Annotated in this window: 14 protein-coding genes and 1 other RNA gene; 8 read left to right on the top strand and 7 right to left on the bottom strand. The window is 67.6% G+C overall.

What is annotated here, in order from left to right; all coding sequences use genetic code 11:
• Positions 1–3 precede the first annotated feature (3 nt).
• Entirely contained in the window at positions 4–1,212 is a 1,209-nt protein-coding gene (locus tag ACDH77_RS10340) for a cytochrome P450 (protein ID WP_228737895.1), read from the bottom strand.
• Between the two features lie 603 nt (positions 1,213–1,815).
• Between ACDH77_RS10340 and ACDH77_RS10335 the strand changes: the two genes are divergently transcribed.
• The 8 genes from ACDH77_RS10335 to ACDH77_RS10300 all read left to right on the top strand — a co-directional run bounded on the left by ACDH77_RS10335 (position 1,816) and on the right by ACDH77_RS10300 (position 11,179).
• Positions 1,816–3,402: a GMC family oxidoreductase gene (locus ACDH77_RS10335; protein WP_057681768.1), complete on the top strand. Its 1,587-nt coding sequence runs from the start codon at positions 1,816–1,818 to the stop codon at positions 3,400–3,402.
• Between the two features lie 47 nt (positions 3,403–3,449).
• The gene (locus ACDH77_RS10330) at positions 3,450–4,277 is read left to right on the top strand and encodes an alpha/beta fold hydrolase (RefSeq protein ID WP_372353867.1); all 828 of its coding nucleotides are present in this window, start codon (positions 3,450–3,452) and stop codon (positions 4,275–4,277) included.
• A gap of 400 nt (positions 4,278–4,677) precedes the next feature.
• Complete coding sequence (locus ACDH77_RS10325) at positions 4,678–5,457, top strand: response regulator (protein WP_008575747.1); 780 nt, start codon at positions 4,678–4,680, stop codon at positions 5,455–5,457.
• Entirely contained in the window at positions 5,454–6,446 is a 993-nt protein-coding gene (locus ACDH77_RS10320; RefSeq protein WP_014090210.1) for a cytochrome-c peroxidase, read from the top strand. Before ACDH77_RS10325 ends, ACDH77_RS10320 begins: the two co-directional genes overlap by 4 nt.
• A 23-nt stretch (positions 6,447–6,469) precedes the next feature.
• Entirely contained in the window at positions 6,470–8,902 is a 2,433-nt protein-coding gene (locus tag ACDH77_RS10315; RefSeq protein ID WP_071118091.1) for a two-component system VirA-like sensor kinase, read from the top strand.
• A 113-nt stretch (positions 8,903–9,015) separates the two neighbouring features.
• Positions 9,016–9,999 carry a LysR family transcriptional regulator gene (locus ACDH77_RS10310; protein ID WP_008575755.1) on the top strand — a complete coding sequence of 328 codons (984 nt, stop codon included), beginning with the start codon at positions 9,016–9,018 and terminating at the stop codon, positions 9,997–9,999.
• 8 nt (positions 10,000–10,007) lie between these two features.
• Positions 10,008–11,036 (top strand): type VI secretion system protein TssA, encoded by a 1,029-nt coding sequence (gene tssA, locus ACDH77_RS10305; RefSeq protein WP_209262100.1) that lies wholly within the window; start codon positions 10,008–10,010, stop codon positions 11,034–11,036.
• A gap of 58 nt (positions 11,037–11,094) precedes the next feature.
• Positions 11,095–11,179: non-coding RNA, sX9 sRNA (locus tag ACDH77_RS10300), on the top strand.
• Between the two features lie 25 nt (positions 11,180–11,204).
• Here ACDH77_RS10300 and ACDH77_RS10295 read toward each other — a convergent pair.
• The 6 genes from ACDH77_RS10295 to icmH are packed head-to-tail and all read right to left on the bottom strand — an operon-like array spanning position 11,205 to position 20,584.
• A complete protein-coding gene (locus tag ACDH77_RS10295) occupies positions 11,205–11,531 on the bottom strand; it encodes a hypothetical protein (protein ID WP_008575757.1) in 327 nt (108 codons plus the stop codon).
• Positions 11,528–14,431 (bottom strand): bifunctional serine/threonine-protein kinase/formylglycine-generating enzyme family protein, encoded by a 2,904-nt coding sequence (locus ACDH77_RS10290; RefSeq protein WP_372353866.1) that lies wholly within the window; start codon positions 14,429–14,431, stop codon positions 11,528–11,530. The genes ACDH77_RS10295 and ACDH77_RS10290 overlap by 4 nt, the downstream gene beginning before the upstream one ends.
• Entirely contained in the window at positions 14,428–15,150 is a 723-nt protein-coding gene (locus tag ACDH77_RS10285; RefSeq protein ID WP_057681773.1) for a PP2C family serine/threonine-protein phosphatase, read from the bottom strand. The genes ACDH77_RS10290 and ACDH77_RS10285 overlap by 4 nt, the downstream gene beginning before the upstream one ends.
• A complete protein-coding gene (tagF, locus tag ACDH77_RS10280; RefSeq protein WP_031422703.1) occupies positions 15,147–15,809 on the bottom strand; it encodes a type VI secretion system-associated protein TagF in 663 nt (220 codons plus the stop codon). The genes ACDH77_RS10285 and tagF overlap by 4 nt, the downstream gene beginning before the upstream one ends.
• On the bottom strand, positions 15,806–19,264 hold the full coding sequence (gene tssM / locus ACDH77_RS10275) for a type VI secretion system membrane subunit TssM (protein ID WP_372353865.1): 3,459 nt from the start codon (positions 19,262–19,264) through the stop codon (positions 15,806–15,808). The genes tagF and tssM overlap by 4 nt, the downstream gene beginning before the upstream one ends.
• Before the next feature lie 3 nt (positions 19,265–19,267).
• On the bottom strand, positions 19,268–20,584 hold the full coding sequence (icmH, locus tag ACDH77_RS10270; RefSeq protein WP_057681776.1) for a type IVB secretion system protein IcmH/DotU: 1,317 nt from the start codon (positions 20,582–20,584) through the stop codon (positions 19,268–19,270).
• Between the last annotated feature and the right edge of the window lies 1 nt (position 20,585).

The following is a 20,585-nucleotide window of genomic DNA, read 5'->3' as shown; positions in this document are numbered from 1 at the left end:
GCGTCAACCCGTCCGGGCACTGCCCCAGCTGACGCGGAAGTCTTGCGCGGTCCGAATGCCGAACCCACCCTGGACCACGACCGGATTGCCGTCGAGTCGCATGTCCGGTAGCCGTTGCGCCATTGCAGCCAGGCCTTCTTCAAGCTCGATCATGGCCAATGCCTCACCGAGACAGCGATGGACACCACCGCCGAATACGAGTTGGCGCTTGGGAGCGTCAGTGCGATGAATGTCAAAGCGCTCCGGTTCCGCATACAGCGCCGGGTCGCGTAGCGCAGATAGCGTGGACAAAGACAGGATCTTTCCTGCAGGCACCAAGGTGTCATCCAGCACGATGTCCTCTAACGTGATACGCGGCACCGATGCCACAGCCGGCTGATAACGCAGGCATTCGCGTACTGCCGCCGGAATCAATGCTGAGTCGCTGCAGACCGCTTGCCACTGCTCCGGATGCTGCAGTAAGAGCGAGGTCTGGATTGCAAGTGCACTGCGCGTGGTGTCGCTCCCGGCGAGCAGGATGGACATCAATTGCGCCACGACTTCGGTCTGGGAGAGCTGCCCGGATGCATCGCTGGCAGCAATGTAGCTGGTGATGAAGTCCTCGCGCGGGTGACGCCGACGGTGGGCGATCAAGCCCCGCACATAGGCATCGAGCTCGCCTGAAGCTTGCTGTAGCTCGGGGACTTCGCCAGGGGTAAAGGTGGAATTGAACGCGCGTGACACGCTGTAAACGCAACGGGTGAAGTCCGGGATATCCGTCTCGGGCAATCCCAGGATGTGGCAAATGACACGCGCAGGAAGCCAGCTTGCGAAGTCGCCGATGACGTCCATTGCGCCCGCGTCGTAGCGCGCATCGATCAGTTGTTCGGCAACGCGACGCGCGTAGGGGCGTACGTCCTGGACGAAGCGCGACGCAAATGCCTGAACGAGCGGTAGGCGCCGGTTCCGATGTGCCGTTCCATTGCTCAGCACCATGGTGTGCTTCAGGAACTCGAGCAAGGGACCATCGGTGACACCGCGCGCGGTGGCGATCTCGGTTTCCATCTGCCTGGTTCGCGGGTCGACGAGCAGCTGCTGCACATCCTGCGCACGTAAGGCGACATAGAGTCCGTCGTCGCGCTGCAGGACGGGCGTCAGCGGACGCAAGCGTGCGAATACGATCTGGGGGTTGGCCTGCAGTTCGGCGCTCGTACATTTCAGAGGTTGCTGCATGATCATCTCGTGTGGCGGAATGCGAGGGAATCCACTTCGATTGGACAGTGCTGCATGCACCGTCGGTAAGAGCCAGAGGGATACCAGCGGCGAACGCGTGTCGACCTGGAAACGACGCGAGCACTAAGACAGCCTGTAGGGCTGTGCGACAAGGCGGGCCGCACGTGCGCCTCTTTTCCGATGGCAGCGGCATTGCAGCGGACGCGCATGGTAGTGCGCACGCAAAGGATGTCGCATCGCCCGGAAGTCGCGCGGTCGATTTACCCCTTTGGAGTAACGCGCGCTATACCGTACGCCTCGCGCTTCATACGATGAATATCGAATATCGCTCGGCACGCGCAGTGCAGATACTGCTGCGGCCGACCTGTCGTGGTGCGCTTGCAGTATCCGAAGCGGCATCGACATGCGGCGTGATGCCGCGCCTTTGTGCCTTGGCCGTGCTGCCGCCATCAAGAGTCCTTGATCGCTCTAGCGCAGGAATTGCCTGGCGCATGCGCCGAGTCGACAGGATCGCGCCGTGCTGGCTTGCGCCATGCATGCATCCCCCACCCTTTTCGGAAGCGCAAAGGCACTGCGTTGCCGCTTCTCTACCGGATTCAAGAGATGCCAATGATTTTCGATCCACTCCGATTGACGGCCGATACACCGCAACTGACACGTCATTACGACTTCATCGTCTGCGGCGCAGGCCCCGCCGGCAGCGCTCTCGCCGCGCGGCTGGCAGAAAATCCGCAGGTCGAGGTTCTGCTGCTCGAAGCTGGCGGCAGCGATGAGGTTCCGGAGGTGATGACCCCGACCCAATGGCCGCTCAATCTTGGCTCCGAGCGCGATTGGCAATTCGTTGCCGAGCCCAATCCGCATCTGAACGATCGCGCGATTCCGCTCAACATGGGCAAGGTGGCGGGCGGTGGTTCGGCCATCAACGTGATGGTGTGGGCACGCGGCCACCAGGCGGATTGGGACAGCTTTGCGCAGGAGGCCGGCGACGAGGGCTGGAGCTATCGCTCGGTGCTGGATGTCTACCGCCGCATCGAAGACTGGCAGGGCATTGCCGATCCGCTGCGACGCGGGAGCGGTGGCCCGGTCCATGTCGAAACCGCACGCGATCCGCATCCGGTTGCCAGCGCCATGGTCGAGGCCGCCGCATCGACCGGCCTGCCGACGTTCGATAGTCCCAATGGCGAGATGATGGAAGGCCGCGGCGGCGTCGCCTTGACCGAACTGATCGTCAAGGACGGCAGCCGCGCGTCGATCTTTCGCGCTTACGTGTGGCCCAAGCGCCACCAGCCGAACCTGACCGTGCTGCTGCAGACGCAGGTGAGCCGACTGCTGTTCGACGGCCACTCGGTGGTGGGCGTGGAAGCGATCGTTGGCGATCGTCGCCAACGGTTCATGGCCGACCGCGAGGTGGTGGTGTCGCTGGGCGCGATCAATACACCCAAGCTGCTGATGCAGTCCGGGCTCGGCCCCGAATCGGAACTGCGTCCCCATGGCATCCACGTCGTCCAGCATTTGCCGGGCGTTGGCCGCAACCACCAGGACCATGTGGCCTTCGGCTGCATCTTCGAATCCAGGGCGCCGATCGCTGCGCAGTATGGCGGCTCGGAAGCCACGCTCTATTGGAAGACCGACCCGGCGTTGCAGCTACCGGACGTGTTCCACTGCCAGCTGGAATTTCCGGTGGCTACGCCCGAAACCGCGCACATGGGCGTGCCGGACCACGGCTGGATGGTGTTCGCCGGACTGTCGCATCCCAAGAGCCGCGGCAGCTTGCACCTGACCGGTAGCGATCCGGGCGCGCCGCTGCGCATCCACGCCAACACGCTCTCCCACCCCGACGATCTACGGGCGGCGCGTGCCAGCGTCGCCATTGCCCGGGAGCTTGCCCATGCACCGGCGTTCGACGCATTACTGAAGCGCGAAGCGATGCCCGGGCCGCTCTCGGGTGCGGAGATGGACCAATACCTGCGCAACTCCGCCATCACCTTCTGGCACCAGGGGTGCACGGCGCGAATGGGCCGCGATGCCCTCTCCGTCGTCGATGGCCAACTGCGCGTGCACGGCATCGACCGCCTGCGCATCGCCGATGCCTCGATCCTGCCCAATGTCACCAGCGGCAACACGATGGCCCCGTGCGTGGTCATCGGTGAACGCGCCGCCGACATCATCAAAGCGGCCCATCGCCTCTGAGCCGTCTGACGCGTTTACCCACGCTCGTTCAACCAAGGAGATCCACCATGCGCTTTCCGTTCCCGTTACTGCTGACAGCCACCATGGCTGCCGCCACCATGAGTGCTGCCCAGGGCGCTGCCCCCACTGAAGCGCTGCCGGCCGATGCTGCACGCAATGTCGTGTTGGTGCACGGCGCCTTCGCCGATGGCTCCGGTTGGCGCAACGTCTACGAGCGCCTGGTCAAGCGCGGCTATCGCGTGACCATCGTGCAGAACCCGCTCACCTCGCTGGCCGACGACGTCGCCGCCACCCGGCGCGCGCTCGATCAGCAAGACGGCCCAACGGTCCTGGTGGGACACTCCTGGGGCGGCACGGTGATCAGCGAAGCCGGCGTGCACGACAAGGTCGTCGGCCTGGTCTACGTCTCTGCACTCGCGCCCGATGCCGGCGAGACCACCGCGCAGCTGTACCAGGGCTTCGCACCAACGCCGGAGTTCGTGATCGACACCCGGCCCGACGGCTTCGGCTTCGTGCGCCCGGCCAACTTCAAGGCCGGCTTCGCCAATGATGTGAGCGATGCCGAGGCTGCATTCATGGCCGCGTCGCAGGTGCCGATCAAGATGTCCGCATTCGGCGAGCGGCTGCACCATGCGGCCTGGAAGAGCAAACCGAGCTGGGCTGTGATCGGCACCGAGGACAAGGCGTTCGACCAGGCGATGCTGCTGCACATGGCCAAGCGCATCGGCGCGGACATCACCACCGTGCCGGGAAGCCACGCGCTGTTCATCACGCAGGCGCAGACCGTGTCCGAAGTGATCGACCGCGCAGCGCGTGGTGCTGCGACAAAAGCCAAGTCCACCTCCAAAGCCAAGAGCAGCGCCAAGACAGGCTGACGCCAAGGTCGATAGCGAACGGGACCGTCGCCGACCATCGGCGACGGCCACCCACGAAAGAAGCAGACTCGACAATGCGGTTCATTCGAAAACCTCGTGGTCGGATCGGGCTGGCGATGGGATCAGCCCCTCGCCCATGTCGTCGCAGAGCGAGTGGCTGGTCACAAGATCGAACAAAAGTCGTCATCGACCACGGCACGGAGCGTGACCACCCGCTCGTCGACGTGGCAAGCCGACACAAAAACACCCTAGCATCGTGCGTGAAGATGCCGTCCCCGCGACGGCGTATCGTGGCACGCCGCGCATGGACGCACTTCCCCAACGCGGTCGATTCGGTCACCCCAGCCGGTCGACACTCGGAATCTGTCCGCGAACGCGGTCATGCCGGGATAGAGAGTCGATGATCAAGCTGCATTCCAACTCCCCCTCCTCCTCTGACGTATCCGTTGCACGTCCCGCACCCGCCGCCAAGGTGCTGGTGGTGGACGACGACCAGGCGATGGCACACGTCGTCATGGGCCACATCCGCTCCCACGGCATGGAAGCTTTTGTCGCCACCAGCAGCAGCGAGGTTGCCGAGGCCTTGCGTCGGCGCGAACCGGATATCCTGCTGCTGGACCTGATGCTCAAGCACGAAGACGGTCTGGACTTGTTGCGCGCCTTGCGCAAGGAATCCGACATTCCGGTGATCATCATGACCGGGCATCGCCGCGACGAAATCGATCGCGTGGTAGGGCTTGAGCTGGGCGCCGACGACTACCTGCCCAAGCCGTTCGGGCTGCATGAACTGACCGCACGGATCCGCGCCGTGCTGCGTCGCCATATCGCCTCCAAGGTGGCGGTGGCGCGTGATGCGGGCGAAGGCCGGGTGCGCTTCGCTGCCTGGGAATTCGATTTGCAGGCCCGCACGGTGGCGCGCGCGGGTACGCCCGCCATTCCGCTGACCAAGGGCGAATACGCGCTGTTGCGCGCCTTTGTCGATGCGCCTGGACGAGCGCTGAGCCGAGAGCACCTGATGCGTGCCACGCGTCTGCATGAGGACGTGTTCGATCGCAGTATCGACGTGCAGATCCTGCGCCTGCGACGCAAGCTGGAACAGGATCCGCGCGAGCCGACGCTGATCGTGACCCAGCGCGGCGCCGGTTATGTCTTCACGCCGCCGGTCGAGCACGCTCGATGACACAGCCGCCGGCGCGAGCCAGGCCAGACCATCGCAAATGGCGTTGGTCGCCGGCGCCGATCCTTAAAGTCGCGCTCGCTTCTGCAGCGTTACTCGTCATGCCGCTCGTGCCGGCAGCTGAAATTGCAGCCCCGTCGGTGCGCACAGGCGAGCCCATCCACGCCATCCAGCCAGCGACCGGCCTGGATAGCCGCAAGGTCGCACTCGGCGCGCTGCTGTTCAATGATCGCCGGCTGTCGGGCGACAATCGCGTTGCCTGCACCTCATGTCATCACCTGGCCAGCAACGGTGCTGCCGCCGATGCGATGACCCGAATGCCCGGGCGCGCGACGCCAGCGTTCAACACACCGACCGTCTTCAATGCCACCGCAAATTTTCGCCTGGGCTGGCGCGGCAATTTCCGCAGCCCGGAAGCGCAAACGGCGTCGTTGCTGGAAAACCCCAGCGTCATGCGCGCCGATATCGCGACGGTGGTAGGACGACTGCAACAAGACACGGTGCTCAATCAGCGCTTTCGCGCGGCCTATGGCAGGCCACCGGATCGGGCCGCGCTGTTCGATGCCATCGCCGCCTACGAACGCTCGCTGGTCACGCCGGGCAGTCGCTTTGATCTCTGGCTGCAAGGCAGCGACACTGCGCTCAGCGCACAGGAGCTGCGCGGCTACACCACCTTCAAATCGATCGGCTGCATCTCCTGCCACCAGGGCGTCAACGTGGGCGGCAACCTGTTCCAGCGCAGCGGCATCTTCGCTCCCGCCGCACGGCATGGCACCCCGATCCTGCGGGTTCCCAGCCTGCGCAATGTCGCGACCACCGCGCCCTACTTCCACGACGGCAGCGCGACCACCCTGCCCCAGGCAATCAAGGCCATGGGTACGGCGCAACTGGGCGTCACACTGAGCCCGGCGGATGTGGCCGACATTGCCGCATTTCTGCAGACATTGACCGGCAAGCACCAAGGCCGGCAGTTGACGGCGCCGGCGCCGTGAGGTGGGCGACGATCTTCAGCGCCGTGCTGCTGGCGGGGCTGATCTTCTTCAGCCTGTGCATGGCGGCGCTGGATCGCGACACGCAGCGTTACGGTCATGCGTTGGACGCACTGGACGCGCTGGACATGGTCGATACCAATCTGGACAACGACGTGCTGAAGGCACGCATTGGCCTGTTGCGCGACTACGATTCGCTGGTGAGCGGCGATGCCCGCGCACGCGACATCTTGCAGCACTTGCGCCACCTGGCCGATCACGACCCTGCGTTGTTCCGGGCGATCGCGGCGCTGGACGCCGACTACAACGAGAAATCGCTGCAGCGGGAACTGTTCAAATCGCAGAACTCGCTGCTGTCCAATTCGCTGGCCTACTTCTGGAGCGAGAGCAGCGCGCAGATCCGGCAAGGCGAAGATCCCGCTGAGGCGCGCGCAGCGAGCATGCTGGCGAGCGCGGTACAACGCCTGAGCCTGGACACGACCGGCGATGCAGTGGCACTGGCACGCCGACGCCTGGACGAAGCGGCACAACGCACAACCAGCGCGCCACTGCTCCCGCATGGACGCATGCTGCTGAAGCTGCTGCCGGAGACAGACACCACCATCCGCCGCATGCGTCCGATCGCTTCGCTGGCCTCGTATGGACAGCTCAAGACGTATCTGCAACAGCAGCATGCCAGCCAGCAGGCCACTGCACGCCAGGTTCGCTTCCTGTTGCTGGCATTGGCCGTCGTCATGTTGGGCGCCTTGCTGTACCTGGGCAAGCTGCTGCGGCAACGCGCGCGGGTGTTGCGTCGACGCGCGGAATTCGATCGCTTGATGGTCGCGGTGTCGCGCCGCCTGGTGGCCAACGATCGCCATCAGCTGGACGCCGGCATCGAGGCCGGACTGGTGCGGTTGGCGAAGTGGGCCAAGCTGCCAGGCGCTCGCCTGGGCCTAGTCCCCGTCGGCAGCGACGCGCGGATCTGGCCCGATCCGCAGGACGACACCTTCCGCGCGATGCTTGCCGCGCTGGCATCCACCCAACCGATCGCCGCCAGCGATGTGCTGGTCGTCGACGCCAACGGCACCGTCGCCGTGTTGGGCACGCCCGAACGCGTGCGCGACGCACAGTGGCTGTGCCTGCGGCAACACGCAGACGCGGGGACGGTCGCGCTGCTGTGCTTGCGGCTGCCGCCACGCGCCCCGCGCCGCGATCGCGGCCTGGCGACAGTGGCCGAACTGTTGCCGCAGCTGCATATCGCGCTCGACACCCTGTTCGATGCGCTGGAGCGGCGACGACTCGAAGAGGAAGCGCTGGCACTGGAACATCGCCTGGAACTGGCCCGACGGATGGAAACGCTGGGGACCATGGCCAGCGGTATCTCGCACAACTTCAACAACATCGTCGGCGCGATCCGCGGTAATGCCGAGATCGCACTGTCCAAACTGGACCCGCACTCGCCGGCCTCGGAGCACCTGCTCGAGATCAGCCATACCACCGCCCACGCCTACGATCTGATCGAATCCATCCTCAGCTTCGGCCGCGTGCAGAACTACAACGTGCAGCCGGTCGAATTGAACGCCTTGCTGCAGGGCGCGGTCTCGCTGCTGTCGGTCTCGCTGCCCTCGACGGTGGCCATCGACCTGCAGCAGGAGCAGGAGCCGCTGCACGCGCTGGGCAATCCGGCACAACTGCAGCAGATCATTCTGAATCTGGCCAGCAACGCTGCGCAGGCGATGGATATGCGCGGCACGGTCACGATCCAACTGTCCGCCGGAAAAGGCACTGCAACCGACGGCGCGCCCCGGCGCATCGCGCAGTTGCATGTGAGCGATCACGGCATCGGCATCCCGCCCGACCAACTGGATCGCATCTTCGATCTGTTCTTCACTACCCGCAGCGGCGGCACCGGGTTGGGGTTGGCAACGGTTCGCAAGATCATCGATAACCACGACGGGCGGATCGACGTGGACAGCGCACTCGGTGTCGGCACGACCTTCGTGGTCGAGCTGCCGCTGCGCACGGGCATCACAGCCGCGCCCCAGGCCGCTCCCCTGCCGAAGACGCGCTCGCGCCATGCGAGCTTGCTGTTGTTGTGCGACGACGCGGCCGAGCTCGACCGTCTGGAAGAAATGCTGGCCGCACTCGGGCACGAACCGGTCGGCATGTTGGAGCTGCCGGCCGCCGTCGCGATGGCGGCTGCCAATCCGGCGCGCTTCGATGGCGTGTTGCTCAAGCGCGATCGCGCCGGCGATGCCGAACAGGCCATCGGCGCGCTGCACGCCGCGGCACCCACGCTGCCGCTGATCCTGGCCACACGTGCGACGAGCCTGGCGACACGCAAGGGTTTGGGCGGCGCCATCGCCGAGATCATTGCGCAGCCGTTCGATCTTGGCGCGCTGGCCATGGCGCTGGAACGTGCACTAGGTCGCACGCTAGAAGTTACAACGCAGGATGAAGGCACCCCTGCTCTGTGACAAATGAAACACAGTCGCTGCGGATCGACACCGGAACGTAGCGCGGGCTGCCTAGCGTAGCGGATGCCCAGGCGCAGCAGACCGCCTGCATTCCACTACGAGCGATCCACGACATGAATATCCGACCAAGCGACTTACCTCTTCTGGTGTCCCTCGACGCATTGCTCGAGCTGAAGAACGTCACCCACGCAGCGCAGCGATTGCACATGAGCCAACCGGCACTGTCTTCGCAACTGGCACGGTTGCGCGTGCTGTTCAAGGATCCCTTGCTGATGCCCTCGGACACCGGGCGCGGCATGGTGGCCACGCCGCGTGCGGATCAACTGGCATCGCCACTGCGCGAAGCCATCGGCAAACTGAGCCTGCTCGGCAAGGACAGTGCGTTCGATCCGTCGACGTCTTCGGCGAGTTTCCGCATTGCCGCCGCCGCCGATGCGATCGGCACGCTGGGTGCGGGGTTGGCGGGATCGATCCAGGCCCAGGGCAATCCGAAGATGCGCCTGGAGTTCGTGCAGATCGGTGCCGACACCAGCCTGGACGCCTTCGAAAGCGGCGAGCTGGATCTGCTGATCGATCATGCGCAGGCAGTTCCTTCCGCGCTGCGTCTGCGCCGCCTGCGCGACGAACGTTACGTGCTGGTGCAGCGTCGTGGCCATCCGCGCGGTACCGCAGCGCTGAGCGCGGCAAGTTACAGCCGGCTGTCGCATGTGCAGGTGGCACACGCACAGGCCTGCAACCTCGCCATCGATGCGCAACTGCAGCAGTTGGGCCACACCCGCCAGATCGCGGTGACCGTGTCGCAGTGCGCGACCGCGCGCGACATCGTGCTCGGCACCGACATGGTCGCCACGGTGCCGGCCACGCTGGCGGCGGAGAGCGGGCATGCACCGCTGGACTGTTTCGACCTGCCCTTCCCGCTGCCGGACATGGCGCTGGCAATGGCCTGGCACCGCCGCAACGATGGCCATGCCGCGCATCGCTGGTTGCGCGAGCGCGTGCTGGAACTGCTGGTTCCAGAAACGCCCGCCGCGCCGGTAGCGCCGCCGGCAGCGCGACGCACCGCCGGCCGTGGCGACCTCATGCTGTCCGTCTCGTGAGCGGCGCCATGCAGATCGACAGCGAACAGCTACTGCAGCCGGTCGACGCACAGGCGCCGTCCGGTCCAAACCTGGAATACACCCCGGAGTTCCAGAGCCTGGAAGAACTGGCGCGCCCGCGTCAGGAACGCGCACTGGGCGCGGGCGTGCTGGTGCCCGAGGCGCCGGAATGGCGTCAGGTCGCCGAGAGCGCCGAGCACTTGTTGCTGCGCTCCAAGGACTTGCGGCTGGGCATCTTGCTGAGCATTGCCCGCCTGCACCAGGACGGGCTGGTGGGCTGGTCCAGCGGCGTCAGCCTGCTCCGGCACCTGCTGGAGCGGTTCTGGGACGACGTCCATCCTGGTCTGGATGCCGATGAGGACAACGACCCGACCGAACGCGTCAACGCCATCGCGGCGCTGGCCGACAGCGAGCGCACGCTGACGCAGCTGCGCAACGTCCGCCTGTTCAAGGGACTGCATCCTGGGCACTTTTCGCTGCGCGATCTGCGCATCGTGCAGGGCACGCTCAAGCGCGCTGCGGACGACCCCAGCGAAGCGCCAGAGCCGGCCGCCATCGATGCCTGCCTGCGCGACTGTCCACTGGAGGCGCTGCTGGAGCTGGATGCGGCCCTGGCCGCTGCGCAGGACGATATCGCCGCGATGGCCGGCCTGTTCGCCGAGCGCACCCCGGGATATGGACCGGAGCTGGCGCCGTTGACGCACGACCTGGGCGAGTTGCGCGCGTTCCTGCGGCCTTATGTCGCCGAGCGTTTCGGCTCCACGGCCGACCCAGCCGAGCATGCAGCATCCGTCGCCGACGGCGCCAATGCACCCGCACCGCGGGCGCACGCCCTGGAGCATCCGGACGACGTTCGCCGCATGCTCGATCAGCTGTGCGATTACTACGCGCGGCGCGAGCCTTCCAGCCCGGTGCCGTTGTTGTTGCGGCGCGCGCAACGGCTGGTCGGCCTGGATTTTGCCGCGCTGATGCGCGACCTGGCGCCACGCGGGATCGACGAGCTGCAGGTGGTGTCGGGCCAGGACCATTCCGATTAGCGGCTGACAGAACCACCGCACCGCCGCCGGGCGGGCGTGGACGACGCTGTGGATCCTGATGCAGTACGTCTGCACTGTGGTTTTTGTGTGCCATCCACGCTCACCTGGCGGCTGCTCGCGACTGTCGGTCAAACGCGCTAGCCGCGTTGCCGGCCTGCATGGCGGGCGTCACAACGTAGAAAGGCCATGCCAGTACACCCAGGCCGCGCCCAGCAGCATCACCGCCGCCCATAAGCGCAGTTTCCACGAGCGCAACGCCGCCTGCAGGGCGTTCGGCGGCTGGCGATCGCGCCGTACCGTCACGATTGGGGTCGGCAAGTTGCGCGGCGCTGCGACACGCCGGCGGCGCTCGGTCGGTTGGCCTGCCGAGCGCACGATCGATTGCAACAATTGCAGGCGCCGCCGCCGATACTCGGCCGGGTCCAGGCGCCGCTCCGCCTGCGCCGCGTTCAAGTCCTGCAGGACCAGGTTGGCCCGGGTTTCCCAGTCGTTCATTCCAGTTCTCTCACCAGGCGTGCACCGATCCCGCGCGCAGCCTCGCCGTCGGAGCTCACCGCACCGGGGCCGATACAGGCAGCCGCACCGCGCTGGCTGCCGCGCACGGCCACGCCCTCGCCGTCCTGGACCCACTCGGCGATGCCGCCGGCCATGTCGAGCAGCCCCCAGCTGTTGGAGACGGTCGCTGTGCAGGCGCGCTCGCCGGCGCGTGCCGCACGCAGCCACTCGGCATCGCGCGGCAGTCGGTATTTGCGGCCGCTGACACTGCTCAGCCAGGCGGCGTAATCGCCGATCAGCGCGAGGCGTACGTCGTCCACCGGCGCCGACCTGCGTGTCCAGCGCGAGACGCTGCAGCGCTTGGTATCGGCGCAGAACACCGCGAATTCGGCCACGCTGATTTCCCGCCGCATCATCGCCAGCGCACGCCCGGGCTTGGGCAGCACCACCAGCTCAGGGCCACGGCCGTGCTTGCCGAGCTCGTCGCTGCAGAGGGCCGCACCGCCAGGCGGTGCCGAGACACGGCAGTGATCTTCCGGCTTCGCCGGCGGTGCAGGCACGGCCGCCACCGACTCAAGCTTCGGCAGCAGTGTTGCGGTATAGGACGCGCGTTGTCGGCCCGCCTTGGCGACATCGCTCTGGAAGGCGCGGAAGCCGTCGGCGTCCTGCGCCTGCAGCGCCGTCCTGCGCTCGCGCAGACGCTGCAGCACTGCCGGCGCAGGCAGTGCGGTGCCGAGCTGTTCCAGCTCCAGCGCAAACTGGTAACGCGCCAACGCCTGACGCAGGCGCGGCGCGTCCTGTGCGTCCAGTCCCTGCCCAACGACGGCGCTGGCGTCTTTCCAGCGTCCCTCGCGGCAAAGCCCGCGTGCCAGCCCCAGATAGGCATCGGTCAGCCGTTGCGCACCCTCGCTGCGCAGGAACGGATGCTCCGGGCTGCTGGCCGCGATCTGCGCAAGTTGATTCTTCACCTTGCCGACGTCATTGGCGGCCGCTGCGGTGCGCACCGACTCGATGCGCGTGGCGATCTGCGCGGCACGCTGGGCCTGCGCATCGTCCACCAACGGCGCCGGCGGGACCGACGGTGCGACAGACGCGGTGACGGTTGCCGCGTCGAGCTCGTGTGCGCACTCCTGCAGCAGCGTGGAATGCGGGAACACGCGGCGCCCGGTCGTGAGCCAGCGGCGTGCTTCATCAACGCGACCTGCGCTGAGCGCATCGGCGCATCCACGCCGGTAGCGCAATTCGAGTTCGGCATGCCGCAGCAGGCCGCTGTCCGGTGCCAGGCGGCGCACGCGGTCGAGCAGCGCGACCACGTTGCCGGGTTGATCCTCGAACAGGGCACCGGCGTCGATTGCGCCGGTCAACGCAGTGTCCAGACCGTTGAGTAGACCATCGCGCTCCTGCTCCATGGCGCTGCGACGCGCATCCAGGCGTGGCGAAAACAGCTTCCACTGGTCGCGCAGGATCAAAATACGCTGCGCGCCCACATAGTCTTCGCGGCCGCGTGCCGGCTGCCAATAGTGATCCAGCCGCCTCAGCAGGAAGGCCTCGATGGTGCTGCTGCGGTCCAGGATCAAGCGCCGGCGGTCGTCATCTCCCAGCGCCCACAATGCCGCCCGTGCATGCGCCTCGTGCACGAACCGGTTCGGCGCTTGTGGCGAGAAGCGCTCGAGCACCCCGGCCACCTTCTCCCGCTGCGCATGCACCTGCAGCCACACCGCCGCACCGGCGCCGCCGGCCAGCAACAGCACGCCCGCCAGCAGGTACGGCAACACACGCTCGCTGCGGCTGCGTGGGCGCAGTTGCTCCAGCAAGACCGTCATCGTCGGCCGTGCCGCGGCCGCGAACGCCAGGCTGCTGCGCAGTGCGCGATTCTGCCGGCGGCTCAGCGTCGACAACGGCGCCACGCGCAGCTGCTGCGCCTGCGCCTGCGTCGCCGATTGCTTGCCGAACGGGTGGCGGCCGGACAGCAGTTCATACACCACGCAGCCGAACGCGTAGACGTCGTCGGCGAACGCCGGCTCGTCGCCGCGCAACATTTCCAGGCTGGCGTAGGCAGGTGTCAGTGCGCCCAGCGTCGCGGCGTCGAACAGCGTGTGGTCATCGCCGGATTCGGCGCCGGCCAGTTTCGCGGCGCGGGCGATACCGAAGTCGAATACCTTGGCCACGTTTCCTGCGCCGACCATGACGTTGCCCGGCTTGAAATCCGAATGCACGATGCCGGCCGCATGCGCGCGTTGCAGGGCGCGCCCCATGCCTTCGATCAGCGGCCATGCCTCGGCCAGCGGCATGCCCTCGCCCAGCCGGCTGCGGATCAGCCCGCGCAGGTCGTCGCCCTCGATGTACTCCATCGTCATGAACACGATGGCGCCGTCCTTGTCGAAGTCGTACACGCGCACGATATGGTCGTGTGCCAGGCTCTGCGCGCGACGCGATTCGCGCTGCAGTGCGATCAGCGAATCCGGATGACGGCGAAAATCGTCGTTGAGCACTTTCACCGCGATATAGGGATGGCGGTCACGTGCCTCCACCTTGCGTTCGTCGCGCGCCAGGTAAACCACGCCCATGCCGCCACGGCCGATTTCGCGCACCAGCAGAAAGCGTGCCTTCAGCAGCATGCCCACGCCCACCTGGGCCTCGCCCTGCAATTGCGCGACCCGCCGCCAGCTCGATGCGCCGGCACTGTCATCGCTGTGCGTTGGCGGGTTGACCCGGGTCGCCGCGTCCGCCGACGCCTGCGCGGCGCGCTGCTGGGTCAGCGGTGCGATGCGGGTGACATCGTCATCCACAGCCGGCGGCTGTGGTGGCGTATCGGCAAGGTCGCGGGCCGGTCGTACGCGGGTACGGTCGTCGTCCGGCGGCGAGGTGCGGCCGGTCGTGTCGTGATCGCGGGTGGTCATGGCAGAGCATTCCGTGGGGCCAGGCGCAGGGCCACGGCCGAGACGTTGTCGCGCCCGGCACGGCCGAGCGCGGTATCGAACAGGCGCGCCACCAGCGCAGCGGGCTGCTGCTCGCGCCGGCAGTGGGCGGCGATCTCATCGTCGCTGAGTTCCTTGTTGATGCCATCCGAGCACAGCAGGTAGTGCTGCCCCGGCCGGCGCGCGCGCACCATCCAGTCCACGTACAGCGCATCGTCGGCGCCGATCGCGCGGGTGAGCGCACCGCCGGCCGGCTGCGCTCGTCCCACCTGCGTCAACTCGTCCTTGTCGCCGGCCACGTGGTCGCGGGTCAGCAACTGCAGCCGGCCTTCTTCGAACGCATAAGCACGGCTGTCGCCCACCCAGCCGCACATCAGCAGGTCGTGGTCGTGCACCAGCACCACCACGGTGCTGGCGATCACGTCCACCCGCCGCGCGCGCGCCAAGGCACGCAGTTGCTGGTTGACCTGGCTCAGCCGCGCATCGATGGCGTCGACGAAGCTGGCCAGGTCACCGTCGCGCCGCAACGCGCCCAGTGCATCGACGACCATGCGACTGGCGAGATCGCCGGCACTGTGGCCACCCAGCCCATCGGCCACTGCCCACAGACCGAGATCGTCGCGCAGCAGGATCGCATCCTCGTTCTGGCGCCTGACATTGCCTTGCTCGGTACGCCCGGCGGACACGTAACAGGCGCTCATTGCATGTGCTCTGCAACGCATGCGTTCGCTGTTTGCAATGCGCCAAGCAGGACGTGTGCATGGCAGGCCGCAGGCCAGCCGGCGAACTGCATCCAGGCACCCGGCGCAGATCCTGTCATGGCCGTCCACCACAGGCTGCTGCCAGCGGTGATTGCGCCAGCAGGCGACGGCGGCGACGGCGGCGACGCCGACATGGTTGTCTCGTCGTGCGCCTGCTGTGCGAGTGTCACGCAGACGCGGTCCAACCAGGCACCGTCCTGCCGTCGCTCTGCCCCGATGTTGCACAACACTGTGTCGGCAGCATCCAGCCACGTTGGCAGATGTAGATAGGTCGGCATGACCGCAGCCGTCGTGCCACCGGCATCGCCTGCAGGCAGCGGTGCGGCGATGACCAGGGGAAAGGCGCGGCCGACGCGATCGACGCTGGCACGCATCGCCCCGGCCCATGCGGCCGTCCCAGCGAGGCCCGTCGGCAGCACGAAGCGCCACACCGGTGCCTGGCCCTCAGGCGCCCTGCTCACTGCCCCTGCGGCAGACAGCACGTCCTGCATCGCCACATGCCATGGGTCGACAAAGCTCTCCGGCAAGCGCCGATGCACGAAATCGCCAACCGCGGGCAGCTTGCCGTAGAAGCCCGGCGGGCATTGCACGGCGCTCATGGGCAACTGAACCGCTGCACGGCCGACGCCGCAAAGGGATGCCGCAGGCTCGCCGGCTGGACGTCCAGCCGCACCGTGGCGCTGCCCAGGGCGAGGCTGGCGGTGTAATCCAGATCGCCGCTGCGGCGCAGCCGCCCGGCCTGCAGCGCCCGAAACCAGGCCCAGGGACCGCGGTATTCGAGCACCGGCAAGGCCTGCCCGCTGGCGTCCCACGCCGCGACACGCACCAGGCCCGGATTGGGTCCGGGCCAGGTCATCGACTGGCTGGCACGCGCGCCCTCGCGCACGTCCAGGGTTTGCCCATCCACCTCCAGTTGCAGCCGGCTGATTGACGCCTGCAGTGGGATCGAGACAGTGAAGGCGACCTGCGGCTGCGCGCCGCCGCCCGCGAAGAACGCTTGCTTGATCTCGTCGGCCAGTTGCGCGCGCTCCAGCACGTCGTCGGCACCGACCGCCGCCATGCCCGGATTCCATTGCCAGCGGCGCCCGCTGGTATCGACCTTGCCGAGCAAGGATTGCTGCGCAAAGCGGTCCATGCGCCCGCCGGGTCCGAACAGTTCGGCGAAGTCGCGCAACGGGATGTCGTTGCGGCTGCCCGGCACGAACGGAAAGCGCCCGCTCACCAGCAGCGCGCACTCGCGTCCGGCCGTCTGCCGCTGCGCGTTGCGTAGCGCCTCGCCGGCGCTGCTGGCAGTCAATGCGCGGCCGCGGCCGGATAGGGTCGCCATCCAGTTTCCCAGCGGCGGCGGCAATTGTTCGGCCTGTTGCGCGGCGATCAGCAACGCCGGATCGTTCTGGTCGGCGGCAACGCCGGCAGCAGCGCCCAACAGCGTACGGCTCATCTGGGTCAGCGCGGCCAGGGTTTCGTCCAGCGCGCTGGCGCCCGGGCCGCCATCGAGCAAGCGGTTGAGCGGCTCGAAATGGCGTTCGATCGGGTCGGCCGCCACATCGGGCTCGGCCGCGGCGGTGGCCTCTCCACCCGCTGCAGCACTCGCACCGCCCTTGGCCGGTGGCGTGCGCCCCAGTGCGTGGGTGTGTTCGCGCAGCAGCACCAGCAAGGCCTTCAACGGCGATGCCGGCCCGCCCAGCTTGGCGGCCACCGCACTCGCCTGCCCGGTCTGGGCGACCGGCCGCAGCACCAGGTCGGCCAGCAGGCTGTCCCAGGCAGCGATGTAATCGCGCTGATACAGCGCCAATACCTGGCGCTCCAGCTGCGAACGCGCCAGCGGGTCCAGCGGTGCCGTGCCCAGTACCCAATCGTCGGCGAGGAACTGCTGCACACCACGCGCGATGCCGCCACCGGTCTGTGCCTGGAACGCCTGGCGGGTAAACAGCGGCGGCAATGGCGCAGACAACGGCAGGCCACTGCGGCGTTCGAAGACATCGCCCAACAGGCCCAGGCGGCGATCCAGACGTGGCGCCTGGCCGGCATCGACGCCGGGTTGCGTCAGCTTGAGGCCACCGTAGACCAATGCCGGCAGTTCGGCGGTTCGCAGGCTCGCCCGTGTCTGTTCGATCTGCTGCCGATCCAGCGCGAGCGCGCGGGCACCGTCCACCGGACCCAGCAGGGCGCGCAGATGCCGGTTCAATCCCGCACGCACCGACGCATCGTCGGGAAATATCTGCCGCCAGACCGTGCCTGCCAGCGTGGCCAGATGCAGGACGTCGCGGCGCGCCGGGTCGCCCAGCATCAGGTAGCCCTTCAGCAGCGGATACAAGCGTTGCGGATCGTTGCTGGCCTGCTCCAGCTTGCGTCGCAGCGATTGCGCCAATGCCGGCAGCAACGCGCCATTGAGGTCGCGCAGATAGGCGTCCTGCACATCGCGCGCCAAAGCGCTGCCCTGGTGCAGACCGAAGCGTCGCGACCACGGGATCGACTGACCCGGTGGCAGTGCCACATCGCGCGCGCGCGCCAGCGCGTCGAAACGCTGCAAGGCCTTGGCATAGAAGGCGGCCTCGCCGGCATCGGCAGGCAGCGCGCCGGCAGGATAGGCGTCGAGCGCATCGCGCACCTGCCCGATCAGTTGCACGTTGCGGGCGTAACTGCCGGCCATGCCCGACAGCACGCCCAGGGTGGTGGCGGTCAGCACGGCCCAGCAGGCCAGCTGCAGCAACCGACGGCGCTGCGCGCTGCCGGGTTGGCTGCCGGCCAGGCCCGCCTCGGCGAAGACGACGTCGTTTAGCAAGCGTGGCAGGAAGTAACTGCGTGGCGCGCTGATGGCCGGCGGCAGGCCGGCAGCGGCGACGCCGAAGTGTCGCGCCACTGCCGAGATGACGCGGTCGATCGGATGGCCTTGCTGCGTCCCCGAACTCAGATAGACACCACGCAGCCACGGCTGGCCGGCATAGCCATGGCGGCCGAACGCGGTCTGCACGAACTCCATCAGCGCCGGTTGCAGCAGCCGCAACTGCTGTGGAAAGGACAGCACCGCGGCACGCTCGCGTGCATCGCGCGCCCGGTGCAGGCGCTCCAGCACGCGCTGATCGATCCGCTCCAGCAGGCGTTCGAGCTCGGTGGGGAACAGCGTCAACGGATCGGTGTCACCGGCGGCCTGCGCCTGTGGGAACGACACTCCCCACACCTGCGCGCGTCCGGCGGCATCCAGATCGGCGAAGAACTCGGCAAAGCCCGACACCAGGTCGCATTTGGTCACGACCAGGTAGACCGGCACGCGGGCGCGCAGTTTGTCGACCAGTTCGTCCAGCCGATGACGCACCGCGCGCGCATGCGACAGACCGGCATCGCCATCGAGCTCCAGCAACTCGGCCACGCTCACGGTCACGATGACGCCATTCAACGGCTGCCGTCGATGCCGCCGCAGCAGGTCCAGAAAGCCGTGCCAGGCACCGGCATCGGCGATGGCGTCCGAATCCTGGGTGGTATAGCGCCCGGCGCTGTCGAGGAACACCGCCTGGTCGGCGAACCACCAATCGCAGTTGCGCGTACCGCCAACGCCTTCCAGTGCTGCGTGGTTGCCATGTTCCTTGAGTGGAAACTCCAGGCCGGAAGACTGCAGCAAGGTGCTCTTGCCGGAACCGGGCGCGCCGATCAGCAGATACCAGGGCAGCACGTGCAGGCCGGGACCGTTGCGACGGCGCCGCCGCAGCACCGCCATCGCCTCGGCGAAACGCGCACGCAGGCGGACCTGCTCCTGCGCTGCGCGTGCGCGGCTGTCGTTGCCGCTGGCGTCCTCGGCGCTGGCGCCCTGCCCGACCAGTTCGCCGGCTAGGCGCTGCTGCTTGGCGTTGTCGTGGCGCCAACGCAGGTAGCGCCACCCCGCCCACACCAGCAGCAGCACGGCCACGGCCAGCAGGCGGCCGCTCACGCTGGCCAGCGGCTGCATGCGGCCCACGCTGAGATAGGGGCCGCCGACCCAGACGAGCATGGCCAACAGCGCGAGGACGGCAGCACTGGCGACGTGGCGGGTGCGCAGGAAATCGAGCACAAATCGCATGGGTCAGGTCTCGGGAATCAACAGGATTTCGACGCGTCGATTGCGCGCACGGTTGCCGGGCAGCTGCGGCGGTAACGCAATGGGCTGGGAATCGCCCGCGCCGCTGGTCTGGACGCGGCGCGGGTCGCGCAAGCCGGCCGCCAACACGGCGCCCACGCTCTGGGCGCGACGCGCCGACAAGGCGAAGTTGTCCTTGAAGCGCAGCGAGCGCACCGGTTGGTCGTCGGTATGTCCCACCACCACCACCCGCCCCGGCACCTGTTTCAGCGCCGCAGCAACGCGTTCGAGCAGGCGGGTCTGATCGGCATCCAACTCCGCGCTCCCGCTGGGGAACATGGACGCACTGGCCAGGCGCACGGTGCTGCGACCATCGCCCTCGGTCTGGACGGTCAGCCACCCTGCGCGTTGCTCGGCGGCCAGCAGCGGTGCAAGCGCTGCGCTGGTTGCGGGTGTGGCCGCCGCCGGGATCGGCAACGTCACCCGCTCCAGGCCGATGCGCGCCAGCTGCGCGCTGATCGGCGCGGTCAGCGCATTGAGGCGTGCATGCAACCACACGAACGCCAGCAGCACGATGCACAGCGAGGCCAGCGTCGCGATCCACAGCGGCGTGGCCGCCGCATTGCGCAGCAACGGTGCCTGCGCGCCTTGCCAGTTGGGCGACAGCTCGGCGGGTGCCGGCAGGCGTTGGCGCTGGATGAGTTGGTACAGCTCGGCCTGGCGATCGGCCAGCCGCGCGCGCCCGCCCTGCTCCACCTGATAGCGACCGCCAAAGCCGAGCGCCAAGGCCAGATACAGCAGCTCCAGCAGGTCCAGGTGCCGCGCCGGATCGCGCGCCAGCCGATCGAGCAGATCGAAGACTTTGGCGCCGCCATAGGTCTCGCCGTGGAAGGTCACCAGCAAGGTGCGCTGCGCCCAGCCGCTGCCCTCGCCCCAGGGCGCGGCCAGTACGGCTTCGTCCAGCAGCGTGCACAGCACATAACGCGCGGCGATGCCGGTCTTGTCGTCAATGCCCTGTTGCCGCAGCTCCTGCTCGAAGCGCTGCAGGCGCGTGCTGCAGTGTTCGCGCAAGGTGGCGATGTCCGGCGTCTGGGTGGAGTGTCGCAACTGCACCGCCAGCAACAGCAGCGGCGTGGCGGCGCGCACCACCGCATTGCCCTGCATCGCGCCCGGTGCCGCGCGCATGGCGGCATCCAGATCGGGCGGTTGCACGGTGCGCGTGGTTGCCTGGCGAGCCGGCGTGGCGGCGGCGGGCCGCGGTGCCGGTGTCGCGCTGCGGACCACGGTGGCATCGTCGTCGTGTTGGTCGACCGTGTTGCTCATC

The organism is Xanthomonas axonopodis pv. maculifoliigardeniae, from assembly GCF_041519315.1.
GTDB classification, from domain to species: domain Bacteria; phylum Pseudomonadota; class Gammaproteobacteria; order Xanthomonadales; family Xanthomonadaceae; genus Xanthomonas; species Xanthomonas euvesicatoria.
Note: the sequence above shows the minus strand (reverse complement) of the source record. Positions and strands in the feature narration are given on the sequence as shown.

What these genes read in the sequence shown, in the direction of transcription:
- ACDH77_RS10290 (WP_372353866.1), bottom strand. Translation starts at nt 14,431, where the DNA reads ATGACCACCCGCGATCACGACACGACCGGCCGCACCTCGCCGCCGGAC.
- ACDH77_RS10330 (WP_372353867.1), top strand. Translation starts at nt 3,450, where the DNA reads ATGCGCTTTCCGTTCCCGTTACTGCTGACAGCCACCATGGCTGCCGCC.
- ACDH77_RS10285 (WP_057681773.1), bottom strand. Translation starts at nt 15,150, where the DNA reads ATGAGCGCCTGTTACGTGTCCGCCGGGCGTACCGAGCAAGGCAATGTC.
- ACDH77_RS10310 (WP_008575755.1), top strand. Translation starts at nt 9,016, where the DNA reads ATGAATATCCGACCAAGCGACTTACCTCTTCTGGTGTCCCTCGACGCA.
- icmH (WP_057681776.1), bottom strand. Translation starts at nt 20,584, where the DNA reads ATGAGCAACACGGTCGACCAACACGACGACGATGCCACCGTGGTCCGC.
- tssM (WP_372353865.1), bottom strand. Translation starts at nt 19,264, where the DNA reads ATGCGATTTGTGCTCGATTTCCTGCGCACCCGCCACGTCGCCAGTGCT.
- ACDH77_RS10335 (WP_057681768.1), top strand. Translation starts at nt 1,816, where the DNA reads ATGCCAATGATTTTCGATCCACTCCGATTGACGGCCGATACACCGCAA.
- ACDH77_RS10320 (WP_014090210.1), top strand. Translation starts at nt 5,454, where the DNA reads ATGACACAGCCGCCGGCGCGAGCCAGGCCAGACCATCGCAAATGGCGT.
- ACDH77_RS10325 (WP_008575747.1), top strand. Translation starts at nt 4,678, where the DNA reads ATGATCAAGCTGCATTCCAACTCCCCCTCCTCCTCTGACGTATCCGTT.
- ACDH77_RS10340 (WP_228737895.1), bottom strand. Translation starts at nt 1,212, where the DNA reads ATGCAGCAACCTCTGAAATGTACGAGCGCCGAACTGCAGGCCAACCCC.
- tagF (WP_031422703.1), bottom strand. Translation starts at nt 15,809, where the DNA reads ATGAGCGCCGTGCAATGCCCGCCGGGCTTCTACGGCAAGCTGCCCGCG.
- tssA (WP_209262100.1), top strand. Translation starts at nt 10,008, where the DNA reads ATGCAGATCGACAGCGAACAGCTACTGCAGCCGGTCGACGCACAGGCG.
- ACDH77_RS10295 (WP_008575757.1), bottom strand. Translation starts at nt 11,531, where the DNA reads ATGAACGACTGGGAAACCCGGGCCAACCTGGTCCTGCAGGACTTGAAC.